The sequence below is a fragment of the Robinsoniella peoriensis genome (assembly GCF_000797495.1).
GTDB lineage: Bacteria > Bacillota > Clostridia > Lachnospirales > Lachnospiraceae > Robinsoniella > Robinsoniella peoriensis.
On record NZ_JTGN01000001.1, the window covers coordinates 865,345 to 890,524 of the forward strand.

Here is a 25,180-nt window from a genome sequence, read left to right on the forward strand (position 1 = left end):
TTCATCCCGCGAATAAGTTTAAATACTTATTTTATAACCATAATTTTTACGGTTTTAGATTTGCCATTTTTGCTTCTCACCTTAATCTTGCAATGTCCTGCTTTCTTCGCCCTTACTACGCCTTTCGAATTTACAGTAGCTATTTTTTCATTCGACGATTCAAAATAAATTTTTTCCGTTGCCGTAATTGGTTTTCTGACCACTGTAATCGTTGCCTTTTTCCCTTTTTTCAGGCTCATACTGCTCTTATTTACTTTGATCGATTTGGTAACAACTTTGCTTTTTTGTACGTTTACCCTGCAGACTGCTTTTACACCACGTTTTGTCTTGACGGTAATTTTAGCAGTTCCTTTCTTTTTTGCTGTAATTTTCCCACTCCTTGTAACCGTTGCCACTTTTTTATTTGAGCTGGTCCAGGATACAACCTTGTCTCCTTTTCCAATGCTTTTAACTTTCACTACTTTGGTTGATTTTTTCACCTGCAGAGGAATACTGCTTACATTTAATTTCACATAGGCTTTTGGCTGTGGTACCGGTTTTGGGGGCTGCGGAACAGGCGGTGTTGGAGTCGGCGGCGGCGTTGGCTTTGGTTCTGATTTCTTCTGAACGGTTATTTTACAGGAAGCCGCCTGATCACCGGAATATACTGTTATATTCGCAGTACCTAAAGATTTTGCTGTAATGGTGCCATCTTTGACCGTTACAATCCTTTCCTGATCGGATACCCATATAAACGGATCCGTAGCATTTGCCGGTGATGTTTTGATCGGTAATGTTAATGTTTTTCCTTCTTCCAGAGATATTTCAGATTGGGAAAATGACAGACTGTTTACGGAAACTGCTTTGTCAATCACTTTTACCATAGTACTGGCACTGACTCCGCTTTTATCTCCGTATGCCGTTATCCATACCGTACCGTTTTTCTTCGCCATCACCAGACCTTTTTCATCTACACTTGCAATGGAAGAATCTGAGCTATTCCATCTAATATTTTCCGTATAGTTATCCGGCGATACGGTTAATAATAAGTTTTTAATTTTTACGCCGCTGACGCTGGACAGGGAAAAACAAGGGGAACTGATACTGATTTGCTGCAACGGTATTTCCTTTACGGTTACCTTACATGTTTTGCTAAATGCCCCTGACGAAACCGTAATATCCGCCTCCCCTTCGGCTATTCCCTTGACAATCCCGGTCTTACCCACGGTCGCCACTTCCGGATCAGATGTTACATAAGTCCAGGTAATGTCATCTGTTGCATCCTCAGGAATACTACTTGCCTTTAATGTCATTGTGGCACCTTTTGTTAATTCCATGGATTCCATACTAAGACTCATATCCGTCATAGGAATCTCTTTGACATTTACTGTACAGGAGGCTTCAAAATCATTACAGACAGCCGTGATAATCGTCTCACCGGTTCCTTTCCCCACGACCAGACCTTTATCATCCACGGTTGCGGCATTTTCGTTAGAAGAAGACCATCGTACTTCCCTGCTGTCCGATGTATTTGATGGCAGATAGATTACTTCCAGTTCACTTTCCTGTTTTTTCAGAATGTCCAAATGATCCGCACTCAGGTCAATCCCGGTCATAGGGCTTACCGGTACAGTAATGGTACAGGATGCCTGCATATCTCTATAACTGGCTGTAATCTGTGCCACACCCGGACTTACAGCCGTCACCACTCCGCTTTCTACCGACACCACTTCCGGATCACTGGATGTCCAGTGGAGATTAACTGGAAAATGAGTTTGTTCCGGCTCCACTGCCACCTGCAATTCTTCACTGTCATTAATCATAATCTCTTTATCTTCTGACAGCATTTTTATAGCAGTTACTTCACCAATCAATGTTTCTTCCAACATATTTGATGTCTCATCTACCACATTTTGCTCTGCTCCTATATCCCTCATGACCTGGTTCGCCTGATTTACCATCTGGCTGATCTTTGGATCATTCAGCAACGCTTCTCTATTTGCTGCAGAATTTATACTGGCAAGCAGATATGTCAGACGGTCTTTGTCTGCTACCAGATAATAATCGTCAATATCCCCGCCACCCATTGCACCGGAGCCGCCGATCTCAGAACCATATCCTACCGTGAACTGTACGCGTACCACATCTCCGTCTGATAGATAGGTATCCGCAAATCCTACATTTGGGAATACATTATTCAGACAATACATCCAGCCGCTCATACGGCTGAAATTAAATTCTCCCAGTTCTCCGTCAATAAAAGCAGTTGGATCAAAGGCATTGCGCACTTCATCAACAGTTGCCACCGTAGGCTCTAAAGCCGCATCCTTCAAAAATCCAGATGGAAGATTCTGAATTTTAGATAAATAAAAGCCGGTATCCAGGCTCCCCGTATATACCATATCATATCCATTTTTTTGAATCAGCCGCTGGAGTACACGAACGGAATTCTCACCTTCATATACCGGTACCAGAACCGGTTCAATCAGATAATCTTTTGAAATCGTGAAAAGTTCGATATCAAAAGCCGCATATCCTATACAATCGCCTTTATCTGCCGCCTGATAGGTAAAATGATATTGAATCTCATTTTCTGCTTTGTCTGCCTTAAATCCCCTGACAATAATAACGTAACTGCCATCTGGCTTTCCTGACATATTCAATAAATAGCTGGTCTTTTTCTTATCATTCCAGCTCACCTTCAGTGCTTCTCTGTCATTGGGCATATCTTCATTGTACAGAAATGCCTCTGAATCCACTTTGTTATCTCCGCTGTCCCTTGCCCAGACATCAAATGTTCTTTTGCTTGACCGCTGGATAAAACCATCCTGTAAAGTCGTTTTCAGCATGATTACTTCTTGCTGACCGGAACCTGTTTCATCCGCCCGAACAATCATTACCGGAATATCTGTTATCAACAGCAGCATGACAATCATCCAAACGAAAAATTTCTGAATCACTTTTTTCTCCCTCATTTCATTTCCTCCTGAATTATGTATCATATTTTTTTACACAAAAATAAAAGCCTTCCTGTGTGTAAACAGAAAGGCTTTTATATTATAATCAAATCGGATTCCCATCCTCTTTATTCCATCATTCTAATGCACCAAACATTAAATCGCGGTATAAAAACAAATCTGCTTCCTCATCCCGGAAATACAGCAATCTGTTTTTACGGCAGGTATCCTGACTCCGCTTCGACCTTAGAAACGCCTTCTCAGCAGCTATCCGTGCAGCGCCAATGGCATATTGTTTCCTCGTCCACGTTACAGTAGAGGTGACTGTGCCGGAATTTAACCGGCTTCCCTATTATCACTTTCATGGCAGATTCTGAAAAAATGCATGAAAAATGACCGCAATTAATATTTTGTTTATGAAATAATACTATCTCATTGATATGGGAAAGTCAATGAATTTCTTTGGATAATTGGTATCTTTTTTATATTTTACCTCCAAAACTATAAAAATATTTTTCTTTTAGCAGCTTCATTTAAGAACATTTCTTATTTAGAAAATCAGCTAATCCATCTATATTTTTATATAGTATTTCATTTTTCTTAGGCTCCAGTTTCGACACCATGGCTGTTATTTTTTTATCGAAAAATCCCATTTTATGTTGACGAAGTTCACCTCCCATATTTACTGTTTTTTCAGCATGCTTTCGCAGCGAAGCGGGGAAATTTTTGATGAAGAACCCACTTTCCTGATCAGGTGTTGTACAGCACATAAATAAAATAATATTTTTTGTAAGCAGGCTTTGTAGATTCTGTTCACAAAAAACTTTTACTTCTTTTTGTATTTTCCCTATGTATATGGATCCGCCGATGATAACCCAGTCATATTGCTGCAAATCGACGGATCCGGCTTCTTTTAAATTTATTGTTTTTACTTCCTGGTTCAGTTTATCTTTGAGATAGTTGCTGCAATCCTCTGTACATCCATATTTACTTGCATATAGTATCAATATTTTCATGCACTTACTCCTATACACTTATTTTTTAGTTGTTGGTTTTTGGTTTTTGCATATACTTAACACTGTTAATTTAATTTATATCGTTATCATATCCTATTATTATCTATTTGTCAATAAGGCCTGCAAAAATTTTATTTTGATACTTTTAGTCACTACATACAAAAACTGCACGATCCGAACCGCAGAGAAAGAATTCAAATATGGACATCACCATAGATTGATTCATCATTTCTCTGCAGCCAGATCGTGCAGTCGTATTTTAATTGTTTTAATTGGAATTTCGTGACAAAATTTTATTTTTTGTTACTATTTATAACTTTCACTCTTACCGTTTTCTTCTTTCCATTTGACGTACGGATAATAATCTTACATTCTCCTTTTTTCTTTGCCCTTACTACTCCCTTAGAACCTACCGTCGCAACACTAGGATCAGAAGATTTAAATGTAACCTTATCTTTCGCCGTAATTGGTTTAAGTGTTACTGCTAATTTTGCCTTCTTACCTTTTTTCAGCTCAAGCTTTTTCATATTAACAGAAATAGAGGACACTTTCACCTTGCTTTTCTGTACGGTTACTTTACAGGTTGCTTTGGCTCCATATTTTGTAGTTACGGTAATTTTCGTATTTCCAGGTTTCTTCGCTGTTACTTTCCCTTTGTCCGATACCACCGCATATTTTTTATTGGAACTCTTCCAGGAGACCACTTTATCCCCTGATGCCAATCCAGATACCTTAAGCGTCACCCGCTTTTTTAACTGTAATGGTAATTTTGTTGCATTTAATTTCACATTTGCCTTTTTAACAGTAACTTTACAGGCAGCAGACTTACCGCTTCCATCTTGTGCGGATACTGTTATAACAGCAGTTCCTGCAGATTTTGCGGTTATTTTTCCATTTGCGTCAACTGTGACTGCCTTTGTATTACTGCTCTTATAGGTTACTGATTTGTTTGCGGCATTGGCTGGTGTCACGGTTGTTTTCAGCAATTGTACCTGGTTAGGATACATAGATATGGATGCTGTCTGTAATGTAACTCCTGTAACCTTTACTACTTCCGGCGGTACCGGTTTTGATAAATCAGCCAGAGTTTTTTCTGCAGCTGTTAAGACACTGTAATTGCTGACATATTTTTTTGCTGCATCTGCAAGAGCTTCATATGCAGCTCTTGCTTTTTCTATTGCCGCTTTGCTGTCTTTTGTTACCGGACCAATTGCTACAATAAGTTTTTCTACCGGCGCTGCTGCTGCTTTCAGCTCATCTACTGTGACATTTTCAGCGTCAAGTGCATCGGAAAGCTGCCAGTAGTTTGGTACATATCTACGTAAAGAATTATCATTTAATTCTTTGAAAGTACTATTATAGGTTTCCATAGCACTATTTAAGGCTTCGTAATATCCTTCCGTTCCTTTTTTCGCTAATGCATTGTCAATTGTTGCTTTTAAGGTGTTTATAACGGATGTATCCTGGGCTGAGAACTCTGCACGATAGTCATATATATAACGCATACCATTCAGATACCGCCAGGCAGCAACTAAACCATAACCTCCCTGATCTGTTGCCATGGAATTATATACTCCGTTAGATGCCGCAGCATTATCCGGATCATAATCAAAGGTATGGCAGAATCCACCGGACTCTAATTTGTACCGTAAAACACCGTCAATCAGGGTATTTCCATTTTTAATAAAGCGCTGGTCGGTCAAAGGATCTACTCCCACAGAAATAATAGCAAGCAGTACCTGAGACGTACTTTCCATATTTCGTGTTCCCCAGGATAAGTAATCACCCAGATCTGTCTGCAATGTCCCCAATCTGTTCAATGCTTCATCGATTGCTGTACGAACCGTTTTGGTTACAGTCTCACCACTTGCCAGATTTGTGTAAGTATATTCCGTATCATCCCAGTAATAGGCAGACAATGCCTGTACTGCCATAGCTGAGATATCAGGATCAGATACCGCTCCCCACAATGCCCATCCGCTGTAGCTTCCATTTTCACCGTCCTTCAGCTGTCTCTCCAGAATATATTTGATCAGATATTCATCAGAGTATTTCATTTCAGCGGGACGGGTAAAGTCCTGTATATTCATTGCTATCAATGCAAAAATCGGTCCGTTAATTCCCTGCCTTGAGGGGTCTACAACAGCATTAAAGGCTCCATCATTGATTAGATTAATTCCATTGCCATTATAAGTTCCAAAATCAGTAACATCGCCTCCGATTGCTGCGATTGCAAGTGCAGCACGATGCCATTCTGTCACTTTATTATCATCTAATTTTCCATCGTTCTCCGCATACCTTTTTTCGATATTTGCTTTCATTGCTTCCATGTAAGCGCTGTAGCCTTCATTATTTTCACCATCTTTATAATTCAGGTTTACGCTTCCATCGGAATTAACCGTGCCAAAACGTCCCATTGTAAATGCAGCCCAGTCGGACCAGGTTGAACTGGCACTCTTCAGGAATGGCTCGCTTCCCAGTACCAGGGTACCATCACCATCTCTGTCCCGGCGTGCCTCAAATGTCTGTGTAATCCATCCCGGCAGATTTTCTTCCAGGTGATTCCGTATAAATTCTACGGACACTGTATATTTCTTTGTTATTCTGCCATCCTTGGATATAACCGTATAAACAACCGGCTTCGTTAAATCCACTTCTTCTTCCGATTTTGGGGAAACTGTGGCACCATCACTTAATTTGATGACTGGTTTCAATTTCGTAAGATCCGTATTTTCAGGTACGCTTACAACAATTTTATCATTTGTAATATTCCCTGTTCGACCGTTAATTGCAAGAGATGAAATATCCGCCAGATATCGTTTTTCTGTTGTTTCTGTGTAATGCTGCCTGATCTCAACGTTATCTTTAAATTCACCATTTTTAAATTCAACTTTACCATTTTTGCAGCCATCTGCATCTTCTTTATCCGGTAAGCTGATAATCACATTTCCGGAAAAATAATCGGTATTTGAGATCGTCGTTGCTTCGGTATAAGTTTTTCCGTTAATGGTAAAGCCTTCGAATTTGTAATAATTATCTGCATTTTGATTGATCTCACCGGACATGCCAAAGTATATACGTTCTACGTTGCCTTTTGGCATTTTGCCATTTTTAGCTCCAGCTTCCTCAGGAATAATTCCTGCATCCTCAGGACCGTAGCACCATTTCGCAGATACATTCCATACGTCGGTACCTGCCTCAAAGGTATAAAACGCACTCCACTGGGCAGTAAAGGTTACGTCATGATCCGGAATCGTATAATCATCACCCGGCTGGTAAGTCTGCGTTCCATCATTCCATCCATCAAAGTCATAACCTGCTTTTGTAAATGGATTTTCCGGTATTTTTACCTGGTCGCCTGGTTTCTGGTTTTTTAAAACGATTGGCGTTCCAGAATCAGCTCCACCTGATTCGAATTTAATATTAGATGTACCGGACTGCGCCCACTCTGCCGTGAAAGTGATACCTCCAAACGGCATGTTGTATACAGACCCCGGCTTATAAACATCTTGACCATCGTACCAACCCAGGAATCGATAACCGTTTAATGTAAAGGTATTTTCAGGTAAAGTAATTTCAACTGCTTCTTTACTAGTTATTTTTTCTGGTGCTGTTCCAACTGCTCCTTCTCCTCCGGTAAATACGGCATCAAAAACGGCATCGGGGTCTTTTTCAAAGTATGCATTTAGATGCACATCACGATTAGGCATCTTAAATAACTTTTCCGATGATGTTAAATTCTGTGAAAGCTCTGGATCAACAGGTAAATCTGGTCCCATCGAACCTGAAGTTGATATATCCCACGTCTTGAAACGATACCCTAAATTGGGTAAAGCCTTTATCGTAACATCTGTATTATAAGGGTTATACCATTTAGTTTCATCTTCATTCACATACTCTTCACCGGTTATTACTACTGTTCCGCCATTTTTTGGTTCCATATATACATTTCTAACACTATACTGCCTCATTAGATAAAGATCAAATGTAACATCATTATCCGGCATTATAAATGAAAAAGTACCATTTGTAATCGCTTCAATCATATTGTTTTTATCAGCTTCTGATAATTCCAGACCTGTCACTTCTGCACGATTAAATACGTTTTGCGGATAGTTCCTGTATTCAAGCTGTAAATAGTATGTTTCACCAACTTTACAATATTTTGCAGGATCATAAATAACATTATGATTACTATCTGATAATGCAAATGCAAAGCTATAGAAGTCCTCATCAGGCTCTACTCCCGATTCGCCGCAATACCCATTAATCGTAACCAATCTGGTATCTGCATTAGTTTTTTCACTCATTCTGTCATAATATGACTCACTCTGTATATTCTCTGACTCTTTTACTTGCGCCTGTACATTTATCGGAACCATTGTTAAGCACATACACATGGACATCAATCCAGCCAGATAACGTTTTGCCTTTTTTATCATAACCTACCTCTTTCTAACATGAAGCAAGGCATCCGAAATGGGATACCCTGCTTTCTCACAAATTGTAATTAGAATCCAAATCCAATATCTGCACCATAGTTACAGGTATATTGCCAATTAATTTTTTCTCCGCCTTCCAGATAATACTGAGCTGCACCATACATTGGTAAAAACTCTTCTCCACCTTGAGGAATTACTGTATACATCCATCCGCTCATACCTCCGCAGGTAAATTCTCCCAGAGTATATGCACCTTTAGAAATTTTTGAGATGTAATTATTTTCTGCTCCAGTCAATTGAATCCCAAACCTATTTGCAGCCATTACTAATGCATCCATAACAGTATCTCCTGCATTCATAGTAAGTTTAATATAAGAATTCTTATCATTTGAAGGAAGCATAATAGCAGTTGCTGCAGCCTGGAATTCAGTTCCATAATTAAATGCATTAATAGTACGAATTCCAATTTCAACAGTAAGTTTTGTTGCATCCACAGTAGCCGTCAATTCATAAGCTCTGGTTTCCCCGCCATATGTAACCGAAATTGTAGCTGATGACGCGGACACATCAACGTTATTAAATGTTCTTGTAGTACTTCCTGTAGCGCTTGTCTGACTATCAATGCTGACAGCTGCATCAGAATTTACACCAGTCAGAACAACTTTTAATTTCTTAAGATCACTTGTAGCTGTTCCAGATGGTAATTTTGCATTATAAGTATAACGTGTTACACCGCCAACGGTTACTGTCTTTAATTCTGCTGCTGCACTTTTACCGGATGTAGGCGCTGTTAAAGTAACAGAACCAATCGCCAGGTTATCACTTGCTGCAGATGCTGTAATTGTGGTCATACCTAAAACTAATGTTAAAGCCAGTACCAACGCGGTCAATTTTTTAAAAATCTTCATAAATCAAATCCTCCTTTTTCATGTCTCTCATTTTCATGCTGTTCGGAACCAATCATCGCTATTTCCCCTCCTTTCCGTTCCATTCATCAGCTGTTGCTCCCTTTCTATAGAAATATGGTATCGTTAACCATAGAAATGGACTTTTTAACTGTCCAAAAGCTATATAAACCTGAAAATCATTAAAAAAAGCCTTCCTGCACTCAGACAGAAAGGCTTATTATTCCCCGTATGTAATTGATTGAATTGCGGCATAAAAATAAACCTATTTCCTCAGCCCAGAAATAAATAACTTGCAACACGGCAGGTATCCTGACTTCGCTTCATCCTTAGAAACACCTTCTCGATAGTCTCCTATCAATGGTATTTGTCTCTTCGTCCACGTTACAGTAGAGGTGACTGTGCTGGATTCTCACCAGCTTCCCTATTATCACTTTCATTGATTACTTAGATGAAAAATGACCGCAATTCCATATTTAATTTTGTGATTTTCTGTAATACATCATAGCTCATATAAATTTAGTTGTCAATAGTATACTGACACTTTATAATAATAAACAATATTTTTTATTAACTACTAATTCTATCTATAATTAATTTGTAAACTCCACAAAAAACATTAAGTAAATATTTATATAACAAATAAATGATATAGAGTTATATTTCAAATCATTAAGAACATAGTTCTCCAATATTTTGAATATAATAAGTATTCTATACTATTATACAAGTGTTTTTATGTAATATTTTTATACTATTTGTAATTTTTTTACATAATTTAACAGTATTCCCGTGTAAACCCAAATTTATCACAGTATTCATCCATTCTACTACCCCTTTTACATCGTATAACAGCACTTTTATTAATAATCCAATCCCCAATTTCATCCGGATCATGATGGATCTCCAGTATTTTCAGCCGGTTACATCCATGAAATACCCATTTACCGATCTTCTTTAGGGATTCCGGCAATAACACATACTCTAACTGATTGCACTTAAAAAAGGCGCTGTCTTCTAAAACCCTCAGGTTACGGGGAAGCTTCAGCATCGTAAAGCCCGTCTGATAGAACGCCTCACGACCAATAGATTCTAATGTAACCGGAAAATGTAGTTTTGATAAATTCATACATTTATAAAACGCTCGTTCTTCAATACGGTTTATTTTACTTGGCAGTATAAGTTTTGTGAGATTCTGACATTGATAAAATGATTCTCTTGGTATGATAAAATTCACCCTGCTTGGTTCAAATGTGACTGACTCCAGACGCTTACACTCTTTAAAAGCTCCATCTCTGATTGACTTTGTACTAGCCGGAAAATATATTTCCTTTAATTTTGAGCATCCGCAAAATGCTTCTTCCTGAACCACTTCCAGATTTCCAAAGCTGACTTTATATAATGAAGTACATCCGTAAAAGCTTCTTTTCCCGATTTTCTTTATATTCGGAGAAAGATCTGCCGTTTTCAGACGTATTTTATTACGAAGTGCCTGATCTGAAACTTCATCAAAAATTGTTCCAATACTCAGATTTTTATCTGCGCACTGTTTTCCTTCCCGCATGCCAAATACTCGAAAGCCGACATTTCCTCCCTTATAAATAAGTACTTGACTTCCCATTTTACTCTCCCTTTTCCTTTGTATCCCTCTTTTAAAAAAGAAAGCCCTTCTGTACATAGACTGAAAGGCTTTTCATAACATATAAATTTTTGCACAAAAATAAACTCATTTCCTCATCCCGGAAATAAAGTAAGCTGGGCATTACGGCAGGTATCCTGACTTCGCTTCATCCTCAGAAACGCCTTCTCAATATTTTTCAATATCAATGGCATCCTGTTTCTTCGTCCACGTTACAGTAGAGGTGACTGTGCCGGTCTTTCACCGGCTTCCCTTTTAACATTTTATCCCACATCATCTGTGGAATATGACCGCAATCCTTAAATTTCTTCTTATTTTACCATAATATCTCAAACACATTTAAAAGTCAATTGTTTTTGGCCATGGAAAGTTCTTTTAGAGCTTTTTAGAGCTCGTTCACCCCCAATTCGGGAGTTACCTTTTTTTTCTCACCCGGCTTAAGTTCTATCAGCTGATGATTGGTCCTTGCCGCATTTCTAAGTTCAGCATACCCGGTAGACGGAATTAATCTCATTACATATTCCTGCACCCCTGACTGCCATTACGGCAGCCAGGGGTGTGAAGTTAAGTATCATTTTACAAAGTATTTCTATTCGTAACTGTTTTAATCGTATTCCATATAGTGGGTACTGCTCCTAATGCAGTAAAAGCATATAACATACAGAGATCCTTTATGTAAATCCCCCCGTCTATAGCTCCTTGCCTGATCATGACCGGAATAAGGCGGAACGCACTGAAAACATCTATATTTAGTACATCTGCCGCATCTATTGCCCAACTGAGCTGCTGGCTCACATAGACTACTCAGATCATAAAAACAGATGATATAACTATTCCTTTCAAGCTCATCTTTCCGGCCAGCATCTGATATCCTTTTATCGCACACACACCCATCACTACACCTGAGATAGATGCCATATATCCAAGCTGGTCCACTACTACGATACATAACAAACCAATCAGAGTTCCCAAAAATGCTCCTACTATACCTGCTATAATATTTTCTTTCTTTTCTTCAACCGGCTGCACGCTTTGCTTATAGTGAAACTGGGTTCCGGTTCCGTATGGGTCCAAATTTCTTTCCATTTCCTTTTCCTCCTGAAGTATTCTCTTTACCTTTCCGGCACTTTACTAATTTCGTTCCATGCCGGGATAAATATTATAACCTAGAACCAGAGATACATTGTATTCAGTGTATTGAAAAGACTTTTTTATGTCATGAAAACCTCACGATATTAGTTTTAAACATCCATGAATAAATAAATTTCCCAGGTAATATATATGATAACAGAGAAACTGGCCTGTACCGGTTTCAAGGAAGCAGAAAAAAGGAGGAGAACGATGACCGATATATATATTGTTTCAGGATTTTTAGGAGCCGGCAAAACTACATTGATTCAAAAACTGCTAAAAGAAGGATTCCAAGGTAAGAAGGCAGCTCTGATTGAAAATGATTTTGGGGATATCAGCGTAGATGCGGCTCTGCTAAGAGATGGAAATGTACAGGTAAAAGAAATGAACGCAGGCTGCATTTGCTGCAGTCTTTCCGGCGATTTTGTAAAAGCCATGAAAGACCTTCTGGATCAATTTCATCCGGATATTATCCTGATTGAACCTTCCGGTGTTGGAAAATTATCTGATATTACAAAGTTCTGCGCAAATCCACAGATCCGTTCTCTTGCGCAGATCAAGCAAAAAATTACGGTTGCTGATGTGAAGCGATGTGCCATTTATCTTGAAAATTTTGGTGAGTTTTTTGAGGATCAGATAATAAATGCAGATACAATACTGCTTAGTTGGGCAGAAGATTATCCGGGCAAAGTAAAAAGTGCGTTCCAACTGGTCAGCAGATTGAACCCAGATGCAAAAATACTTTCTGAACCCTGGATGAAAATCAATACAGCCCGGCTTCTGAATCTCTATCAAAATGATCAATCTATGATATCTGAGAAGGATTATTTGGACAAAGGCCACTGCATCGATAATCCTGAACTGAAAAGACAACTTAAACCACTTTACTGTGACAACCATACCGAACAAGATGAAGGACAAGATTCCTGTGACTGCGGCCATACCCAGCAGAACTCTGACCTAGTTTCCTGCGGTTGCAGTTGCAGCTGCAGCCATACCCAGAATTCTGATCATGTTTCCGGTAGCTGCGTCAGCAGCCATTCAGCAGAAGAGGTTTTTGACACGGTGACGATACATCCCGCAAAGGTATTCAACACTACTGATTTACAGAGACGTCTGTGGCAGATGGAAAGAAACACATCCGGAACTGTTTTGCGTGCCAAAGGAATTGTCCACACTGCAGGCGGATATCTGAATGTTCAGTATGTGCCAGGGAGCGTACAGATGAAGGAGTGTTCTTCCAGTGGTGACATGTTGTGTATTATAGGACGGGGGCTGAAACAAGATGAATTAGCCTTCCTGTTTGATGGGAACTAGGCCATGATGATTCCTGTTTATGTTGTTACCGGATTCTTATATGCCGGAAAAACCTCTTTTCTAAATGCCATGCTAAATCGGGATGACCGGAGCGATATCCAGACTTTATTGCTGCAGTTTGAATCCGGCGAGGAAAAATTTCACGGATCATCAGATTATTGCACCAGCCGTTGTTTTTCCAAAAAAGAACTGGAAGGACAGCCGGATGCGATTATAAAAACCATATATAAATGTGTGAAAAATCAGACTCCGGATGAGATCTGGATAGAATGGAATGGGGTAACATCTTTTTCCCTTTTACAGGAGTTTTTCCTGAGTCCTTTGCTGCGCAATTGCAGAATACAAAAAGTCATTCACATTGCAGATGCCCCAGGTTTAGAAGAAACTCTAGGCAGAACCGGGAACTCACTGCCGGAACAAATTGCAAACAGTGATGCCGTTATCCTGCGCACTGCCCAGACAAGTTACGGTAAGGCTGTGTATCAGAGAATGCGCCATATGATAAAAAAGATAAATCCCGGTGTCCCTATTTTTAAACTAAAAGATACGTATCCGGAAAACTTATATAAAAGGGTTTTGGAGAAAAAGCCCTCGCCGCTTTACTCCTTTTTCAGATCATTGCTTTTTCTGGCAGCGGCATATTTTTTAACGAAACCAGTTCTGGATCAGCTTTCTTTATCCACAAATACGATTATAAATGTATTTTTGGGCATTATACTGCAGGCAATTCCATTTCTGCTTCTGGGTGTGCTCCTTTCTTCCTTGCTCCAGATTTTCGTCCCCGGAGACTGGATTGAAAAGCGGTTTCCAAAGACTCTTGCCGGAGGAATGCTGCTTGCCCTGGTGGGCGGATTTTGTCTTCCCGTATGTGACTGTGCTTCCATTCCCATCTTCAGAAGCCTGGTACGAAAGGGTGTACCCCTTCCTGCCGCTGTTACATTTATGCTGGCCGCTCCGGTTATTAATCCGGTAGCTATTTTATCCACCTATTATGCATTTGGAGGAGATCTGGCAGTTGTAGCGGGACGTGTGGGTATGGGCAGCTTTGCTGCTGTAGTGATCGGGCTAAGTTTTGCAGCCTGCCCTTCAAAAGGACAGGTATTACCCACCGGTAGATTTGATGGTGTGATGTGCAGCTGCGGATGTTACCCGGGAACCAGTTCCGAATCTGGTCTGCGTACTAAAATGGAGTGGTTTATCCGCCACGCACAGGTTGAATTTTTTGATGTGGGGAAATATCTGATTATCGGATCTTTTGTTGCTTCCGTCTTTCAGGGATTCGGTACGGATCTGTTCATAAATGCGCAGAATAAAGCGGGAAATGCAGTATCTGCCATGATTATGATGGCGATGGCATTTGTTCTTTCCCTGTGCTCCTCCTCCGATGCTATTGTTGCGCGCAGTTTTTCTGCCCAGTTTTCTATGATGGCTATTATGGGTTTTCTTATATTTGGTCCGATGATGGACATTAAAAATATGTTGATGCTTTCCGCAGGTTTTTCAAAACGATTTATCATTCGCTTGCTGGTTACTTCATTTTTCGTTTGTTTTGCTGTTGTGTTCTTATTTTATCAATTAGGAGGGATATAAATGCAGATAAAGGTAAAAACATTCAATCCACAGATTTTTCTGGAATGCCTGTGCTGCGGATTCTTTTCCGGTCTGCTGGTCTATCTGATCAGAAGTCAGAAATACCTCTCCTATGTGACTCCCAGGATGAAACCATATCTTTATTTTTCCGCTGTTGTGATGGGGATATGGGCTCTGGCTGGAGTATTTCGCCTGCTTCAGCCCCAATACAAAGCACGCTCCATGCATTGCCTTGTCCTGGCAATCCCTATTTTGATGGTTTTACTGCCTCACTCCCCTATGGAACTTTCCGATATCACGGATAATTACAGTCCAGGAAGCAGCCTGTCCGCGAGTAATCTGTCCGCGAGCAGCCAATCAACTGACAAAGGAGCAGAGCCTTCTTCTGCAACATCGCGTATTGATAATCCCAGTTCTGCCGCTGTTCAGAATGACACCAATACAGCGGATGATGCTTCTCACCTGCCTGGATTGGATGTTCAGAACAAGAAAATCACCGTTTCTAACGAAGATTTTGCATTATGGCTTGCCGAGATGGATTCAAATGGCATACAGTATGAAGGCTACACAATCACTATGACAGGGTTCGTCATGAATGCCTTCAAAGTACCAAAGAAAAACGAATTCATTGTTTCACGGCTGGCAATGACCTGCTGTATTGCTGATTTATCACCTACTGGTGTCCGGTGTATCTATGACAAGGCTTCCGAACTTGAAAGCGAATCCTGGGTGACAGTGGAAGGTACACTTTCGATCGGGGAATATCAATATAACGATAAGACTCTGAAAGAGCCCCAGATCCAGGTTACGAAGATTACTCCCACAGAACCGGTTGAAGGATATGTTTATCCATTTGTATAATGATAAACAAAACAGAAGTAAGCGTTGGAAAATCTTTAAAGGCAAAAAAATATAGACAGCAGCCGGTTATTCCGGCTGCTGTCTATATTTGAAAAACGTGCTGAGTGATACATTTTCAATTAAGATACGGGATACAATTCCCCAAATAATGTCATATGGAAAGTTTCATACACGGAACAGATCTTATCCGCCATACAAACAATAGCTGTCTCACGGTACCGGGGCGGAATCGGTGTGAGTGGAAACATATGTTTTCTGATCACATCTTTTTCGATCTGGGTCAGATCGAATTCCAAACAGGCATTTTTCAGCGCCCTGCCCGGATGTGTAAATCCATGAAAACGGTGGTCTGCGCTCTTCTCATGCCAGTCATATAAAAAATAATCGTGTAGAAGTGCCCCCCGGATCAATTCCTTAACCTGAACCTGCCAGCCATATTTCAGTGCGATCCAATAGCTTAAATAAGCGACAGCCAGACTGTGCTCATAAACGGTTGTTTCTCCGTGCTGTATATATTCTTTTAACTTTGTGTACTTTGGATTTTCTACTATTTCTTTCACAAGATCCAAAAACTGCTGCTCATCTTTTGGATCCATTCTTTTTTCGGCTGCCATTTGTGATGACTCCCCCTTTGGAATTACCATTCGTCCATAAAGCCTCAAATTCGATAAATATTAAAACTCTATGAACAACTAAATTTTCTGTCTTTATTAGTATAGCACGGTTGTATAAAAATGCAATGTAGAATTCCTTATAATTTTCTTACAGAATTTCTACCATTCTCATAATTATAATTCTATCAAGACCTGTACACACCCCACGAAAAGCCCCACCGAGCTTTGGCAGCTCGGTGGGGCTGAATGGAACCTGATAACAGAGTCCTTTTTACTTCGTAATTTTGATCTTTTTGACACTGCTGTACTTACCATAGATTTTTTTACCGGCAGAGTCTAATTTGTATGCCCTGACTTTTATAAAATAATTCTTATTCTTCTGAAGTTTGTTTATATTCTTATTGACATATGAGGTGAAGAGAGCCTTTTTATCTTTTGTGAAAGAAGAATTCCTTGCATATGTAATCAGATATCCCTTAGCACCCGATACTGCCTTTGTATTTACTGTCACTCTATTTGCTTTGGTATTTTTTAAGGAAACAGAAGATACTTTACCTACCGTTACTTTTTTCCAATGAGCATAGAGAGTGATATTCTTCTTTCCAGTGATCTTTGATGATGATGTGATCTTTGTACCGCCGCTTTTTTTTGTATACCATCCACTAAAGCTGTATTTTGCCCTTTGTGGAGTGGGAAGCTTACCATATTTCTTTTTATAGTAAACATTTTTATAGGATTTTTCTGTGGTTCCGCCATTTGCTTTGAATTTTACCTGAAGCACAAGCTGGCCTTTTTTTACTTTTTTATTATGATAAGCCCCTTCTTTAATGATATTATCGATCTTTTTACACTTTGGACCATAATTTACAGTTAACCCCGTGCTATCTTCTGCCGTATTGTCAAAACAGCTTGTATATGGGCCATGTGACGACTCGCCATCATCATTAATGCGATCCTTCTCAAAGGGCGAATAGATGGTCATGCTTCCCTTCAAATTACGACAATTGGTAAATGCCCAGGCCATATTCTCTACTGTCTCGGGTATATCAGGTGCCTTAGTAATCTTCAAACATCCTGAAAATGCACTTCCCATATTTTTTAATTTAGAAGGAAGCTTTGGTGCTCTTTTTAAAGATTGACAATAAGAAAACGCTCCATACATATTGATGACACTATCGGGTATTAAAGGTGATTCTTCCAATTTACTGCAGTCAAAAAATAAATTAGCGATAGATTTCAATCCTTCCGGTAATTTAGGAGCCTTCGTTAAAGAAGCACAACCATAGAAAGTACCATTCATCTCAGTTACTCCACCAGGAATAGAACCGCTCGTTACCAGACTTGTACATTCTGAAAAAGTACCATCCAAACTTTTCAAACCAGCAGGAAGCTTTGGCATTTCCTTTAAAGAAGAACATTTACTAAATGTATTGTCTAGCTCGGTTACTCCTTTGGGAATGTCCGGTACCTGCACTAACTTTTCACAACCGCTAAATGCTTCACCCATATCCACTAATTGTACCGGTAAATTTTCTATTTTATTGAGGCTCTTACAATTTTTTAAAGCCCCTTTCATAATTCTAACTGAGTCCGGTAATCGGGATATTTCTGTTAAATTAATACAATCTTCATAGATATTGCTTATATCCGTGATCCCTTGCGGAAGTTCAGGTCCTTTTTTTAAACTTTCACACCCTTGAAAGCTTCCTATTAAGTTGGTTACGCCACTTGGTATGCCAGGAGATTCTTCTAACGCTTCACAACTAATAAATACCCGTACCATATCTTTTAGATTTGCCGGTAGTTTATCTATTTTCTTTAATTTTGAGCAGAACATGAATGTGCTTTCCATTTTCGTAACACTATCCGGAATGCCTGATACACTTTCTAAATTATTGCAATCGGCAAATGAATACGACATATCGTTATCCTCAAAACTCACGCCATCCAAAAATCTTATTGTTTTTATTGCAAAATTAGCACTAAAAGCTCCATTAAAATATGGATAATCTTTTGATTCCGTATATTTAGCAATTCTGACTGAATATTCCTGTCCCTGAATAATTGTCTGACCGGGAATAACAAGGTTTTCCGTTTTTCCTTTATATTTTTTTAATGTGATCATTTTATCATTTTGTTCATATTCCCACTCGCTTAAATTCAGATCTGAAGACCCTTTTTGCTGATTGTTTAAACTTTTCGCTTCTGCCTGTTTTCTAACGGCTTCAGTGTTATTCCCAGATACCTGTTCTGTTTCTACAAACTCAGTTTCTTGTGTTTCCGTAATAATCTCTTTATTATCCGTCTCCTGCTCTGTTTCTGTTTCCTGCATTCCAAGTCCCATCTGTGGTTTTTCAGAATCATTGTTCCCGGTATCTGTCTCTGATTCCACTGAAACTGTGCCGGTCTCTTGATTTTCTGTAAATGCTTCTGTCTGAGGCATTGGATTTTCTCCTGTTTCATTCGCAAATACCACGATATTGGATGAAACTGCAATTGACGCTGCCATAATGATACTAAGAATTCGTTTACTCTGCTTGAATCTCTTCATAACTCATTTCCTCCTTGTGTAATTTTATGCATTAATTTACAAGCATATTTCTAATTATATACCTCTTGTTTGTAAAATGCAACACTGCTGACTAAAGCTATTTTCAGCACAATAGATCTCAATTAAAAAGGCAAAGCCTATAAATGGCTTTGCCTCTGCTATAACTCTTAATCGATTTTCTTTTTACAACATTAATTACAGTAACGCTTCATACAACTTATCTGTCGGTCTTGGAATCACTACGCTGTGAACCATAAGCTCGCTCACTGCCTCTGCTGCCTTCACCGCTTCTGTTACGGCACTTACATCTCCGCTCATAGTAACGAATCCTTTACCGCCTACCGCAAATCCGGTACGAATCTCAATCAGCGTGATCGCTGCTGCCTTTGCTGCAGTATCTGCTGCAACGATAGCCGATGCAACGGAATAAAATTCGATGACGCCCACTGCCCCTTCTGTAGGAACCTGCGAAGTACTGCTGATGGCAGGCATAAGCTGGTCACTGACATTGGCAATTAATAATTTATCTACCAGGAAATGTCCTGCTGCTGCTTCTCCGACTTTCATGGAAGCATCTACACTCCCTGTATCTCCACCAATGATAATCATATATTTTCCAGGACAGATTGTAGATGATCTCAATAATTCTACATTCGCTGCCTTTAACATTTCATCACAGGTTTCAATTCCTTTCGCTATACTGGATAGTTCTATCATTCCAACTGAATTTCCCATTCCTTAATCCTCCATTAGTTTTCACTGATTCTGATGCCAGATGATGTTACATCACATACGGTTCCATTTATGCTTGCATGTATATTTGTGGATAAACCTGTTGCATCAGCACTGGCAATCACGTCACCTTCACACACCTTGTCACCCACATTTTTTACGGCTACTGCCGGCTTACCTATATGTTGTGACAATGGGATGAAAACTTCTTTCGGATGAAGTTCTATACAGTCATGTGCATGTAATCCATTGTATTTGCCCAGATCCAGTCTGGCAATTAAACGGTCGGTTGGGACTCTGTTCAACTCCACTGTCGGTCTGGAGACAGGATGCATGTTCTTTTCAACCGAAATTCCTCTTTCCTGGAGCTTTCCTTTCATATATCCGTTGACTCTTCTTGGAGAAAGCCCCATAGGACATGAGAATAATTCACATAATCCGCAGTTACAGCAATTTACCGCATCACCAAAACATTCCTCAAATTGTTTATCAGAATCAATGCTATTCTCTCTCCAGATGTTTCTCATAACAAGATGTGGTTTAATGCGGTGGCCAATCTGGAATCTCGGACATAAATCTGTACACATACGGCACTGTATACAAGCACTTCTTGCCTGGTGTTTGATCCTGTCCATAGGCACATGGGTTCTTTCAATTAAATAATGATTTTTCGGCAGTACAATAATATTTCCGGTTGTCTTTGTTACGAACTGCTGGTCTATCGCCTCGTCATCTGCAACCACTCGTCCCATCATTGGTCCGCCCAGAATAATTGCATAATCAGAAATCTTCGGGTTAGCTGCCTGAATACATTCTCTGATCGGTGTTCCGATTGGTACCTGAAGCATAATCGGCTCCTGAACCTCTCCCACAACAGAAAGAAATTTACTGGTATTTTTTTTACCGTGAACTATGGCATTATACATTCCGACAATAGTACCGACATTGTTGATTACCGCACCAACCTCAATCGGAAGCCCTCTCTCGGGGACACTTCTTCCGGTTACCTGCTGAACGATAACCTGTTCATCTCCTGCCGGATAAAACGTCCGCATTTCAAAGATTTCGATATCCGCACCGTTTTTTTCAATGGCTTCCCTTAATGCAGCTATTTCCGGTTTGTATTTCGCTTTTATTGCAATGACAGATTTCTTGGCTTCCAGATGTGTGGAGATCATCATAATTCCTTTAATCAGCTCATCTGCAAATGTTCTGCACAAATATTTATCTGTTTCTATCAGGGGCTCACACTCAGCAGCATTTACAATATAGTATTCTGCTTTGGTATTCAATTTCACATGTGTAGGAAATCCTGCACCGCCCGCACCGACGATCCCGGCATCTTTAATTGTTTCAATCAGATTCATAGTTTTCTCCATTCATTATTTAACATTATCTTGCCACATAAAACATTTCCTAAATCAGAAAAAAGACACAGTGATCCTGTATTTTGTTTTTTGTTGAATTTTGTTGTTTGATAATAAAATAACGCACTTTAAACTATTTGTCAAGTTGACATCACAGAAAAGTCAATATTTTATACCTATTTCTTTCAATTTTTTGATTTTCTCTGAATCCAGATTTAACGTGCCGTCTCCCCGTACTTTTTCCCGCTGTGTATAGACCCATCTTCCCAGGCGCTTTCCGTCCCCGGTCACATAATCTACAGGCACTTGAAGATTTCCAAAAGTTTCATAATAACACTGGGCCTCTTCATACCATTCATCCCATGCTCTTCTTTGCCGCTTCCTCCAGACCATACCTAATACTTCCAGTTTTAACTGCCTCTGGTAACTTAAATTATTCTTTCGGAAACATTTTCTCTGGTAGCTGATCCATTCTCCAATTGCTGCATCCTGATATATCAAATTCCTCGGAATGTCAATATTTCCATTTTCGATATAATATCTTTTACAGTACTCATACCAAATATTCCATTCTGTCCGTACGCTTATTTTCCAGATCATCCCAATCTGGTCCAGCAGATATATTTTGTGGGCATCTATCCTGTAAACCCCTTTTTCATGATACGCCGCCCGCTGCCGTTCAATCCACCGCCCTAATAAATATCCATTTTCCGTCCTGTACTTCACAGGGATTTTCAGATTTCCATTCTTCAGATAATATTCTTTTGCAAACTGATACCACCCAGTCCATTCTAAACGGGTATAGTGCCGCTTTACTCTATGCTCCATTGTATATCACTCCCTCTCCTTCATATTGTAAATCTGTTACAACAGGGGATCTGTTTATCAGATGTATTTCAAATCCTTTATACGCAAAAGAGCCTTAAATCTGTATTACCTACAGGCTTAAAGCTCTCGTTACTTTTCACAATCCAGCTCTATACCAGATAGATTTTTTTCCTTTTTCTTCCATTATATCAGCGTAGTTTTGTCGTTCTTCCACAATCCGTGAAGATTGCAGTATGCATAGGCACTTATGATGCTTTCATTCTCGGCAAGTGCAAAGGCAGCTGTAGGTTCATCAAGCGGTGCCAGGACTTTGCGATACACTCCTTTTGTAGTACGTATACAAATCCACCCTATGTAATGCTGTTCCGTCATGGGATGCGGCGCGGCACCAACATTGACAATCACTTGTGATCCGTATACAATGATTTCCGGAACATGTTTTTCATTTGCTGCTTCTGTGCTGTTTGGTACTAATTCCTCCATTTTATCTTCGCAGCAAACAAGAACACCCCCGCCTTTTTGGATTAACTCCACAATGTTGCCACAATGTTTACAAATATAAAATTTTTGCTCCATACCTTTTCTCCTTTGTTATTTTGTTTATAGGAAAAGACTCTTTTATTGAGTCATCATACCGTTTTAAACTGCTCAGTGCTTGAAATTAAATATAAATATATCTGCATAAATTGACAAAAAAGGAAAAAATATTACAATTTATTTATTTTTTTAGCAAGAAATAAAATTTAAATGAGTTTATAATGAAATTTATTGATTTAAATATATTATCAAATATGAGGTGCCGCACAATGGTAGGTATATTATTAAATGAACTTGTAACTATCGCAAAAACTTCAAAAACAGACTTTGCACTGCATATGAATATGACTCCCAGTGGACTTAGCAAAATTTTAACCGGAAAAAGATTACCCATGCTAAAAGAAAAATGGGAATTCTGTAATCAGGCAGCAAACTATTTCTCACAGCATATTTATGCAAGAAATTGTTATCTGAAATTACAGCGTATTTTTCCGATCATCTATGATTTTGATTCGCAGCGTGAGCTTGAGGAGTTTATACGTTCATCTGTGGAATACGCTTTGAATCGTGATTTTGCATGTGAAAATAAAGTCCCCACAGATTATTATGAAAAAGGCCCTTACTATATGGGGGATAAAATGATTTTAAATATTTTGTGCATTATGATTTCCGATGTAATCGTAAATAGTGCTGAAAATGAATCATTTGTATTCTACAGTTCCTTTTTCAATTATGATATTTATTATGATGAAATATTCAAAAGAATTAAAGCCACCTGTCCAGACAAAATGCGAAATGTAATATTAAATTATCTGGTTAATTTATCTCAGTTTGATAACCTTACGGTAAATCAATTCGATATTCTTTCCAATATTACACGGTTACAGGAATATGCCCAGATGAATCTTTGGGAGATGAATAACCAGATAAGCCATCCTTTTATTCTTTTAAAAGGAAAATTTCTGGTGTATTTTACTACACAGATAGACGGAACTATTTTTATGCAATTAATTCAGTATAAAAGCTATTTAACAATATTTCTCAATACTTTGTTAAATGGAAATATAAATAAATTAAGTTATACTACAAAGGAAGCAATTGCATATTTAGACAAGCATCCTTCCTTTGTGGATGAATTGACAGACAGCGGCATTGATGCAGTATATAACTTTCTTTCCATGGGCTATTTAATTAAAGATGACGACTTTAAGCGCAAAGAAAATAAAGTGATTTTAAATAAACAGATGCAAAAATTGTTTAAAAGAATTCTGTCTGACGACTCTGCCTTTTATGTCTCTAATTACGCAATGACCGGCTTTTATACAAAGGGCAAAATTATCGTTCCTCTGTCCGGTGAAATAAAAATCCCAGCGGAAACCCGTATCTCCTTCCTGAAAAGATTTAATAAATATGTGACTCGAAATGACAAGAAAAAATTAAAAATTATTACCAATGATTTTCCACCGGTTACCATACTTTTTTCCGGTAAGTTTACCATTATTTATACTTATAACAGCACAGACAAACTGGAAAAATTACATGTTTTCAAGACCCGTAAAATGTATGATATTATAAATAATCAAATTCAGGAGAAGATCAAGAACATGATAGACCTAAGTTACGAATTGTGGGATGCTTATATTAATGATCTTACGAAATAGTAATCACAGTTATACGGACATAGTAAGAGAATTAAAACGGCATGACAAAAAGCATTGTCCCTCAACGCTTTTTGCCATGCCGTTTTTAGCGATCCATTCAGATAAATTATTACTTCTTATTAGGCTGTCGCAATAACATTCACTTATGTTATAATAATTTACAGAAAGGAAGGAGCATAAAATGAACGATATATCCCCTTTAGAAAAAGCCGTCAGCTATATTGAAACCCATTTAGAGGAAAACATCGGACTAAATGATGTCGCCAGGGAAACCGGTTATTCCTATTATCACATGACCCGCCTGTTTGCCTCCGCCTTAGGGGAACCCGTTGGCAGCTACATCCATAAACGTATACTCTACAATGCATCCAGGAAACTTCTGTATACCGATATGCGGGTAATTGATATTGCGTTGGAAAGCGGATTTGAATCCTCCGAGGCATTTAGCCGCGCTTTTAAATCCATATATGGAAGCAGCCCCACAGTTTACCGTAAGAATGGGCTGGATTTGGTAATAAAAGCAAAAAAGGAATTAGATAAGAAAAGCCTGAGACACATTACCGGAAACATTACATTAGAACCGGTAATTGTGGAAATGGAGGAGGTGAAACTGGCTGGAATCCGTGGAACGACAACCCTCGCCGATAATCGCCTGCCTGATCTGTGGGAACAATATCTGCAGCTTCGTGAAAAATATTCTGCCGGGAATGCAGATGGTTTCAGTGTATGTGAAACAGACAGGGCTGTTTATGACGAAGCAGGTGATGTGTCATTCTCCGTGATGATCGGCTCGCCGGCTGATAGCTTTTCTTATATACCGGACATTTTAATACAAAAAACAGTTGCAGCCGGAAAATATGCCGTATTCACGCACCGTGGGGAACTTGGCACTCTGGAGCAGACTTATGATTATATTTTCGGCACCTGGCTGCTTTCAGGAAAAGGATTGTTGGATGAACGGGAAGATTTTGAGGTATACCGCAGTAAAATAACTGCTTTTGATGACCCGGAAAATATGGTGGAAATCTATATCCCCATAAAATAAAAATAAGC

Annotated in this window: 18 protein-coding genes and 3 riboswitches; of the genes, 5 read left to right on the forward strand and 13 right to left on the reverse strand. The window is 39.1% G+C overall.

Annotated features, from left to right (window positions below):
• Positions 1 to 26: 26 nt before the first annotated feature.
• The 7 genes from QR40_RS03575 to QR40_RS29460 form a co-directional block, all read right to left on the reverse strand.
• Entirely contained in the window at positions 27 to 2,954 is a 2,928-nt protein-coding gene (locus tag QR40_RS03575; protein WP_044293327.1) for an Ig-like domain-containing protein, read from the reverse strand.
• Positions 2,955 to 3,138: 184 nt separating this feature from the next.
• Positions 3,139 to 3,352: riboswitch (cobalamin riboswitch) on the reverse strand.
• 117 nt (positions 3,353 to 3,469) lie between these two features.
• Positions 3,470 to 3,952: a flavodoxin domain-containing protein gene (locus QR40_RS03580; protein ID WP_044293329.1), complete on the reverse strand. Its 483-nt coding sequence runs from the start codon at positions 3,950 to 3,952 to the stop codon at positions 3,470 to 3,472.
• A 293-nt stretch (positions 3,953 to 4,245) separates the two neighbouring features.
• Positions 4,246 to 8,394 carry an Ig-like domain-containing protein gene (locus tag QR40_RS29450; RefSeq protein ID WP_052430674.1) on the reverse strand — a complete coding sequence of 1,383 codons (4,149 nt, stop codon included), beginning with the start codon at positions 8,392 to 8,394 and terminating at the stop codon, positions 4,246 to 4,248.
• A 68-nt stretch (positions 8,395 to 8,462) separates the two neighbouring features.
• Positions 8,463 to 9,302 (reverse strand): DUF4430 domain-containing protein, encoded by an 840-nt coding sequence (locus tag QR40_RS29455; protein ID WP_052430675.1) that lies wholly within the window; start codon positions 9,300 to 9,302, stop codon positions 8,463 to 8,465.
• Between the two features lie 282 nt (positions 9,303 to 9,584).
• Positions 9,585 to 9,781: riboswitch (cobalamin riboswitch) on the reverse strand.
• Positions 9,782 to 10,077: 296 nt separating this feature from the next.
• Positions 10,078 to 10,920: a leucine-rich repeat domain-containing protein gene (locus QR40_RS03600; protein ID WP_027292025.1), complete on the reverse strand. Its 843-nt coding sequence runs from the start codon at positions 10,918 to 10,920 to the stop codon at positions 10,078 to 10,080.
• 128 nt (positions 10,921 to 11,048) lie between these two features.
• Positions 11,049 to 11,248: riboswitch (cobalamin riboswitch) on the reverse strand.
• Positions 11,249 to 11,323: 75 nt separating this feature from the next.
• A complete protein-coding gene (locus QR40_RS32425) occupies positions 11,324 to 11,452 on the reverse strand; it encodes a hypothetical protein (RefSeq protein ID WP_276325414.1) in 129 nt (42 codons plus the stop codon).
• Positions 11,453 to 11,742: 290 nt separating this feature from the next.
• Entirely contained in the window at positions 11,743 to 12,024 is a 282-nt protein-coding gene (locus tag QR40_RS29460) for a hypothetical protein (RefSeq protein ID WP_052430676.1), read from the reverse strand.
• A 255-nt stretch (positions 12,025 to 12,279) separates the two neighbouring features.
• Between QR40_RS29460 and QR40_RS03610 the strand changes: the two genes are divergently transcribed.
• Genes QR40_RS03610 through QR40_RS03620 form a run of 3 tightly spaced genes read left to right on the forward strand, consistent with a single transcriptional unit; the run spans position 12,280 to position 15,837 of the window.
• Positions 12,280 to 13,386: a CobW family GTP-binding protein gene (locus tag QR40_RS03610; protein WP_044293331.1), complete on the forward strand. Its 1,107-nt coding sequence runs from the start codon at positions 12,280 to 12,282 to the stop codon at positions 13,384 to 13,386.
• 3 nt (positions 13,387 to 13,389) lie between these two features.
• The gene (locus QR40_RS03615; protein WP_044293333.1) at positions 13,390 to 14,976 is read left to right on the forward strand and encodes a permease; all 1,587 of its coding nucleotides are present in this window, start codon (positions 13,390 to 13,392) and stop codon (positions 14,974 to 14,976) included.
• Positions 14,977 to 15,837 carry a TIGR03943 family putative permease subunit gene (locus QR40_RS03620; RefSeq protein WP_044293336.1) on the forward strand — a complete coding sequence of 287 codons (861 nt, stop codon included), beginning with the start codon at positions 14,977 to 14,979 and terminating at the stop codon, positions 15,835 to 15,837.
• Between the two features lie 119 nt (positions 15,838 to 15,956).
• Here the strand turns inward: QR40_RS03620 and QR40_RS03625 are convergent, their stop codons facing one another.
• The 6 genes from QR40_RS03625 to QR40_RS03650 form a co-directional block, all read right to left on the reverse strand.
• Positions 15,957 to 16,451 (reverse strand): HD domain-containing protein, encoded by a 495-nt coding sequence (locus QR40_RS03625; RefSeq protein WP_044293339.1) that lies wholly within the window; start codon positions 16,449 to 16,451, stop codon positions 15,957 to 15,959.
• 271 nt (positions 16,452 to 16,722) lie between these two features.
• The gene (locus QR40_RS03630) at positions 16,723 to 19,002 is read right to left on the reverse strand and encodes a leucine-rich repeat protein (RefSeq protein ID WP_044293342.1); all 2,280 of its coding nucleotides are present in this window, start codon (positions 19,000 to 19,002) and stop codon (positions 16,723 to 16,725) included.
• 195 nt (positions 19,003 to 19,197) lie between these two features.
• Positions 19,198 to 19,737, reverse strand: a complete 540-nt coding sequence (locus QR40_RS03635; protein WP_027292036.1) for a BMC domain-containing protein — start codon at positions 19,735 to 19,737, stop codon at positions 19,198 to 19,200.
• 14 nt (positions 19,738 to 19,751) lie between these two features.
• Positions 19,752 to 21,101: a 4Fe-4S dicluster domain-containing protein gene (locus tag QR40_RS03640; protein ID WP_044293343.1), complete on the reverse strand. Its 1,350-nt coding sequence runs from the start codon at positions 21,099 to 21,101 to the stop codon at positions 19,752 to 19,754.
• A gap of 162 nt (positions 21,102 to 21,263) precedes the next feature.
• The gene (locus QR40_RS03645) at positions 21,264 to 21,929 is read right to left on the reverse strand and encodes a helicase associated domain-containing protein (protein WP_044293345.1); all 666 of its coding nucleotides are present in this window, start codon (positions 21,927 to 21,929) and stop codon (positions 21,264 to 21,266) included.
• Positions 21,930 to 22,112: 183 nt separating this feature from the next.
• The gene (locus QR40_RS03650) at positions 22,113 to 22,505 is read right to left on the reverse strand and encodes a desulfoferrodoxin family protein (RefSeq protein ID WP_027292039.1); all 393 of its coding nucleotides are present in this window, start codon (positions 22,503 to 22,505) and stop codon (positions 22,113 to 22,115) included.
• Between the two features lie 230 nt (positions 22,506 to 22,735).
• On the opposite strand from QR40_RS03650, the gene QR40_RS03655 reads away from it, so the two are divergent.
• Positions 22,736 to 24,127, forward strand: coding sequence for a hypothetical protein (locus QR40_RS03655; protein ID WP_044293346.1), 1,392 nt, complete (start codon positions 22,736 to 22,738; stop codon positions 24,125 to 24,127).
• A 181-nt stretch (positions 24,128 to 24,308) separates the two neighbouring features.
• A complete protein-coding gene (locus QR40_RS03660) occupies positions 24,309 to 25,172 on the forward strand; it encodes an AraC family transcriptional regulator (RefSeq protein WP_044293354.1) in 864 nt (287 codons plus the stop codon).
• The last annotated feature ends 8 nt before the right edge of the window (positions 25,173 to 25,180 follow it).

What these genes read in the sequence shown, in the direction of transcription:
- QR40_RS03580 (WP_044293329.1), bottom strand. Translation starts at nt 3,952, where the DNA reads ATGAAAATATTGATACTATATGCAAGTAAATATGGATGTACAGAGGAT.
- QR40_RS03640 (WP_044293343.1), bottom strand. Translation starts at nt 21,101, where the DNA reads ATGAATCTGATTGAAACAATTAAAGATGCCGGGATCGTCGGTGCGGGC.
- QR40_RS03645 (WP_044293345.1), bottom strand. Translation starts at nt 21,929, where the DNA reads ATGGAGCATAGAGTAAAGCGGCACTATACCCGTTTAGAATGGACTGGG.
- QR40_RS03610 (WP_044293331.1), top strand. Translation starts at nt 12,280, where the DNA reads ATGACCGATATATATATTGTTTCAGGATTTTTAGGAGCCGGCAAAACT.
- QR40_RS03655 (WP_044293346.1), top strand. Translation starts at nt 22,736, where the DNA reads ATGGTAGGTATATTATTAAATGAACTTGTAACTATCGCAAAAACTTCA.
- QR40_RS32425 (WP_276325414.1), bottom strand. Translation starts at nt 11,452, where the DNA reads ATGAGATTAATTCCGTCTACCGGGTATGCTGAACTTAGAAATGCGGCA.
- QR40_RS03575 (WP_044293327.1), bottom strand. Translation starts at nt 2,954, where the DNA reads ATGAGGGAGAAAAAAGTGATTCAGAAATTTTTCGTTTGGATGATTGTC.
- QR40_RS03660 (WP_044293354.1), top strand. Translation starts at nt 24,309, where the DNA reads ATGAACGATATATCCCCTTTAGAAAAAGCCGTCAGCTATATTGAAACC.
- QR40_RS29455 (WP_052430675.1), bottom strand. Translation starts at nt 9,302, where the DNA reads ATGAAGATTTTTAAAAAATTGACCGCGTTGGTACTGGCTTTAACATTA.
- QR40_RS29460 (WP_052430676.1), bottom strand. Translation starts at nt 12,024, where the DNA reads ATGGAAAGAAATTTGGACCCATACGGAACCGGAACCCAGTTTCACTAT.
- QR40_RS03600 (WP_027292025.1), bottom strand. Translation starts at nt 10,920, where the DNA reads ATGGGAAGTCAAGTACTTATTTATAAGGGAGGAAATGTCGGCTTTCGA.
- QR40_RS03625 (WP_044293339.1), bottom strand. Translation starts at nt 16,451, where the DNA reads ATGGCAGCCGAAAAAAGAATGGATCCAAAAGATGAGCAGCAGTTTTTG.
- QR40_RS03630 (WP_044293342.1), bottom strand. Translation starts at nt 19,002, where the DNA reads ATGAAGAGATTCAAGCAGAGTAAACGAATTCTTAGTATCATTATGGCA.
- QR40_RS29450 (WP_052430674.1), bottom strand. Translation starts at nt 8,394, where the DNA reads ATGATAAAAAAGGCAAAACGTTATCTGGCTGGATTGATGTCCATGTGT.
- QR40_RS03650 (WP_027292039.1), bottom strand. Translation starts at nt 22,505, where the DNA reads ATGGAGCAAAAATTTTATATTTGTAAACATTGTGGCAACATTGTGGAG.
- QR40_RS03620 (WP_044293336.1), top strand. Translation starts at nt 14,977, where the DNA reads ATGCAGATAAAGGTAAAAACATTCAATCCACAGATTTTTCTGGAATGC.
- QR40_RS03615 (WP_044293333.1), top strand. Translation starts at nt 13,390, where the DNA reads ATGATGATTCCTGTTTATGTTGTTACCGGATTCTTATATGCCGGAAAA.
- QR40_RS03635 (WP_027292036.1), bottom strand. Translation starts at nt 19,737, where the DNA reads ATGGGAAATTCAGTTGGAATGATAGAACTATCCAGTATAGCGAAAGGA.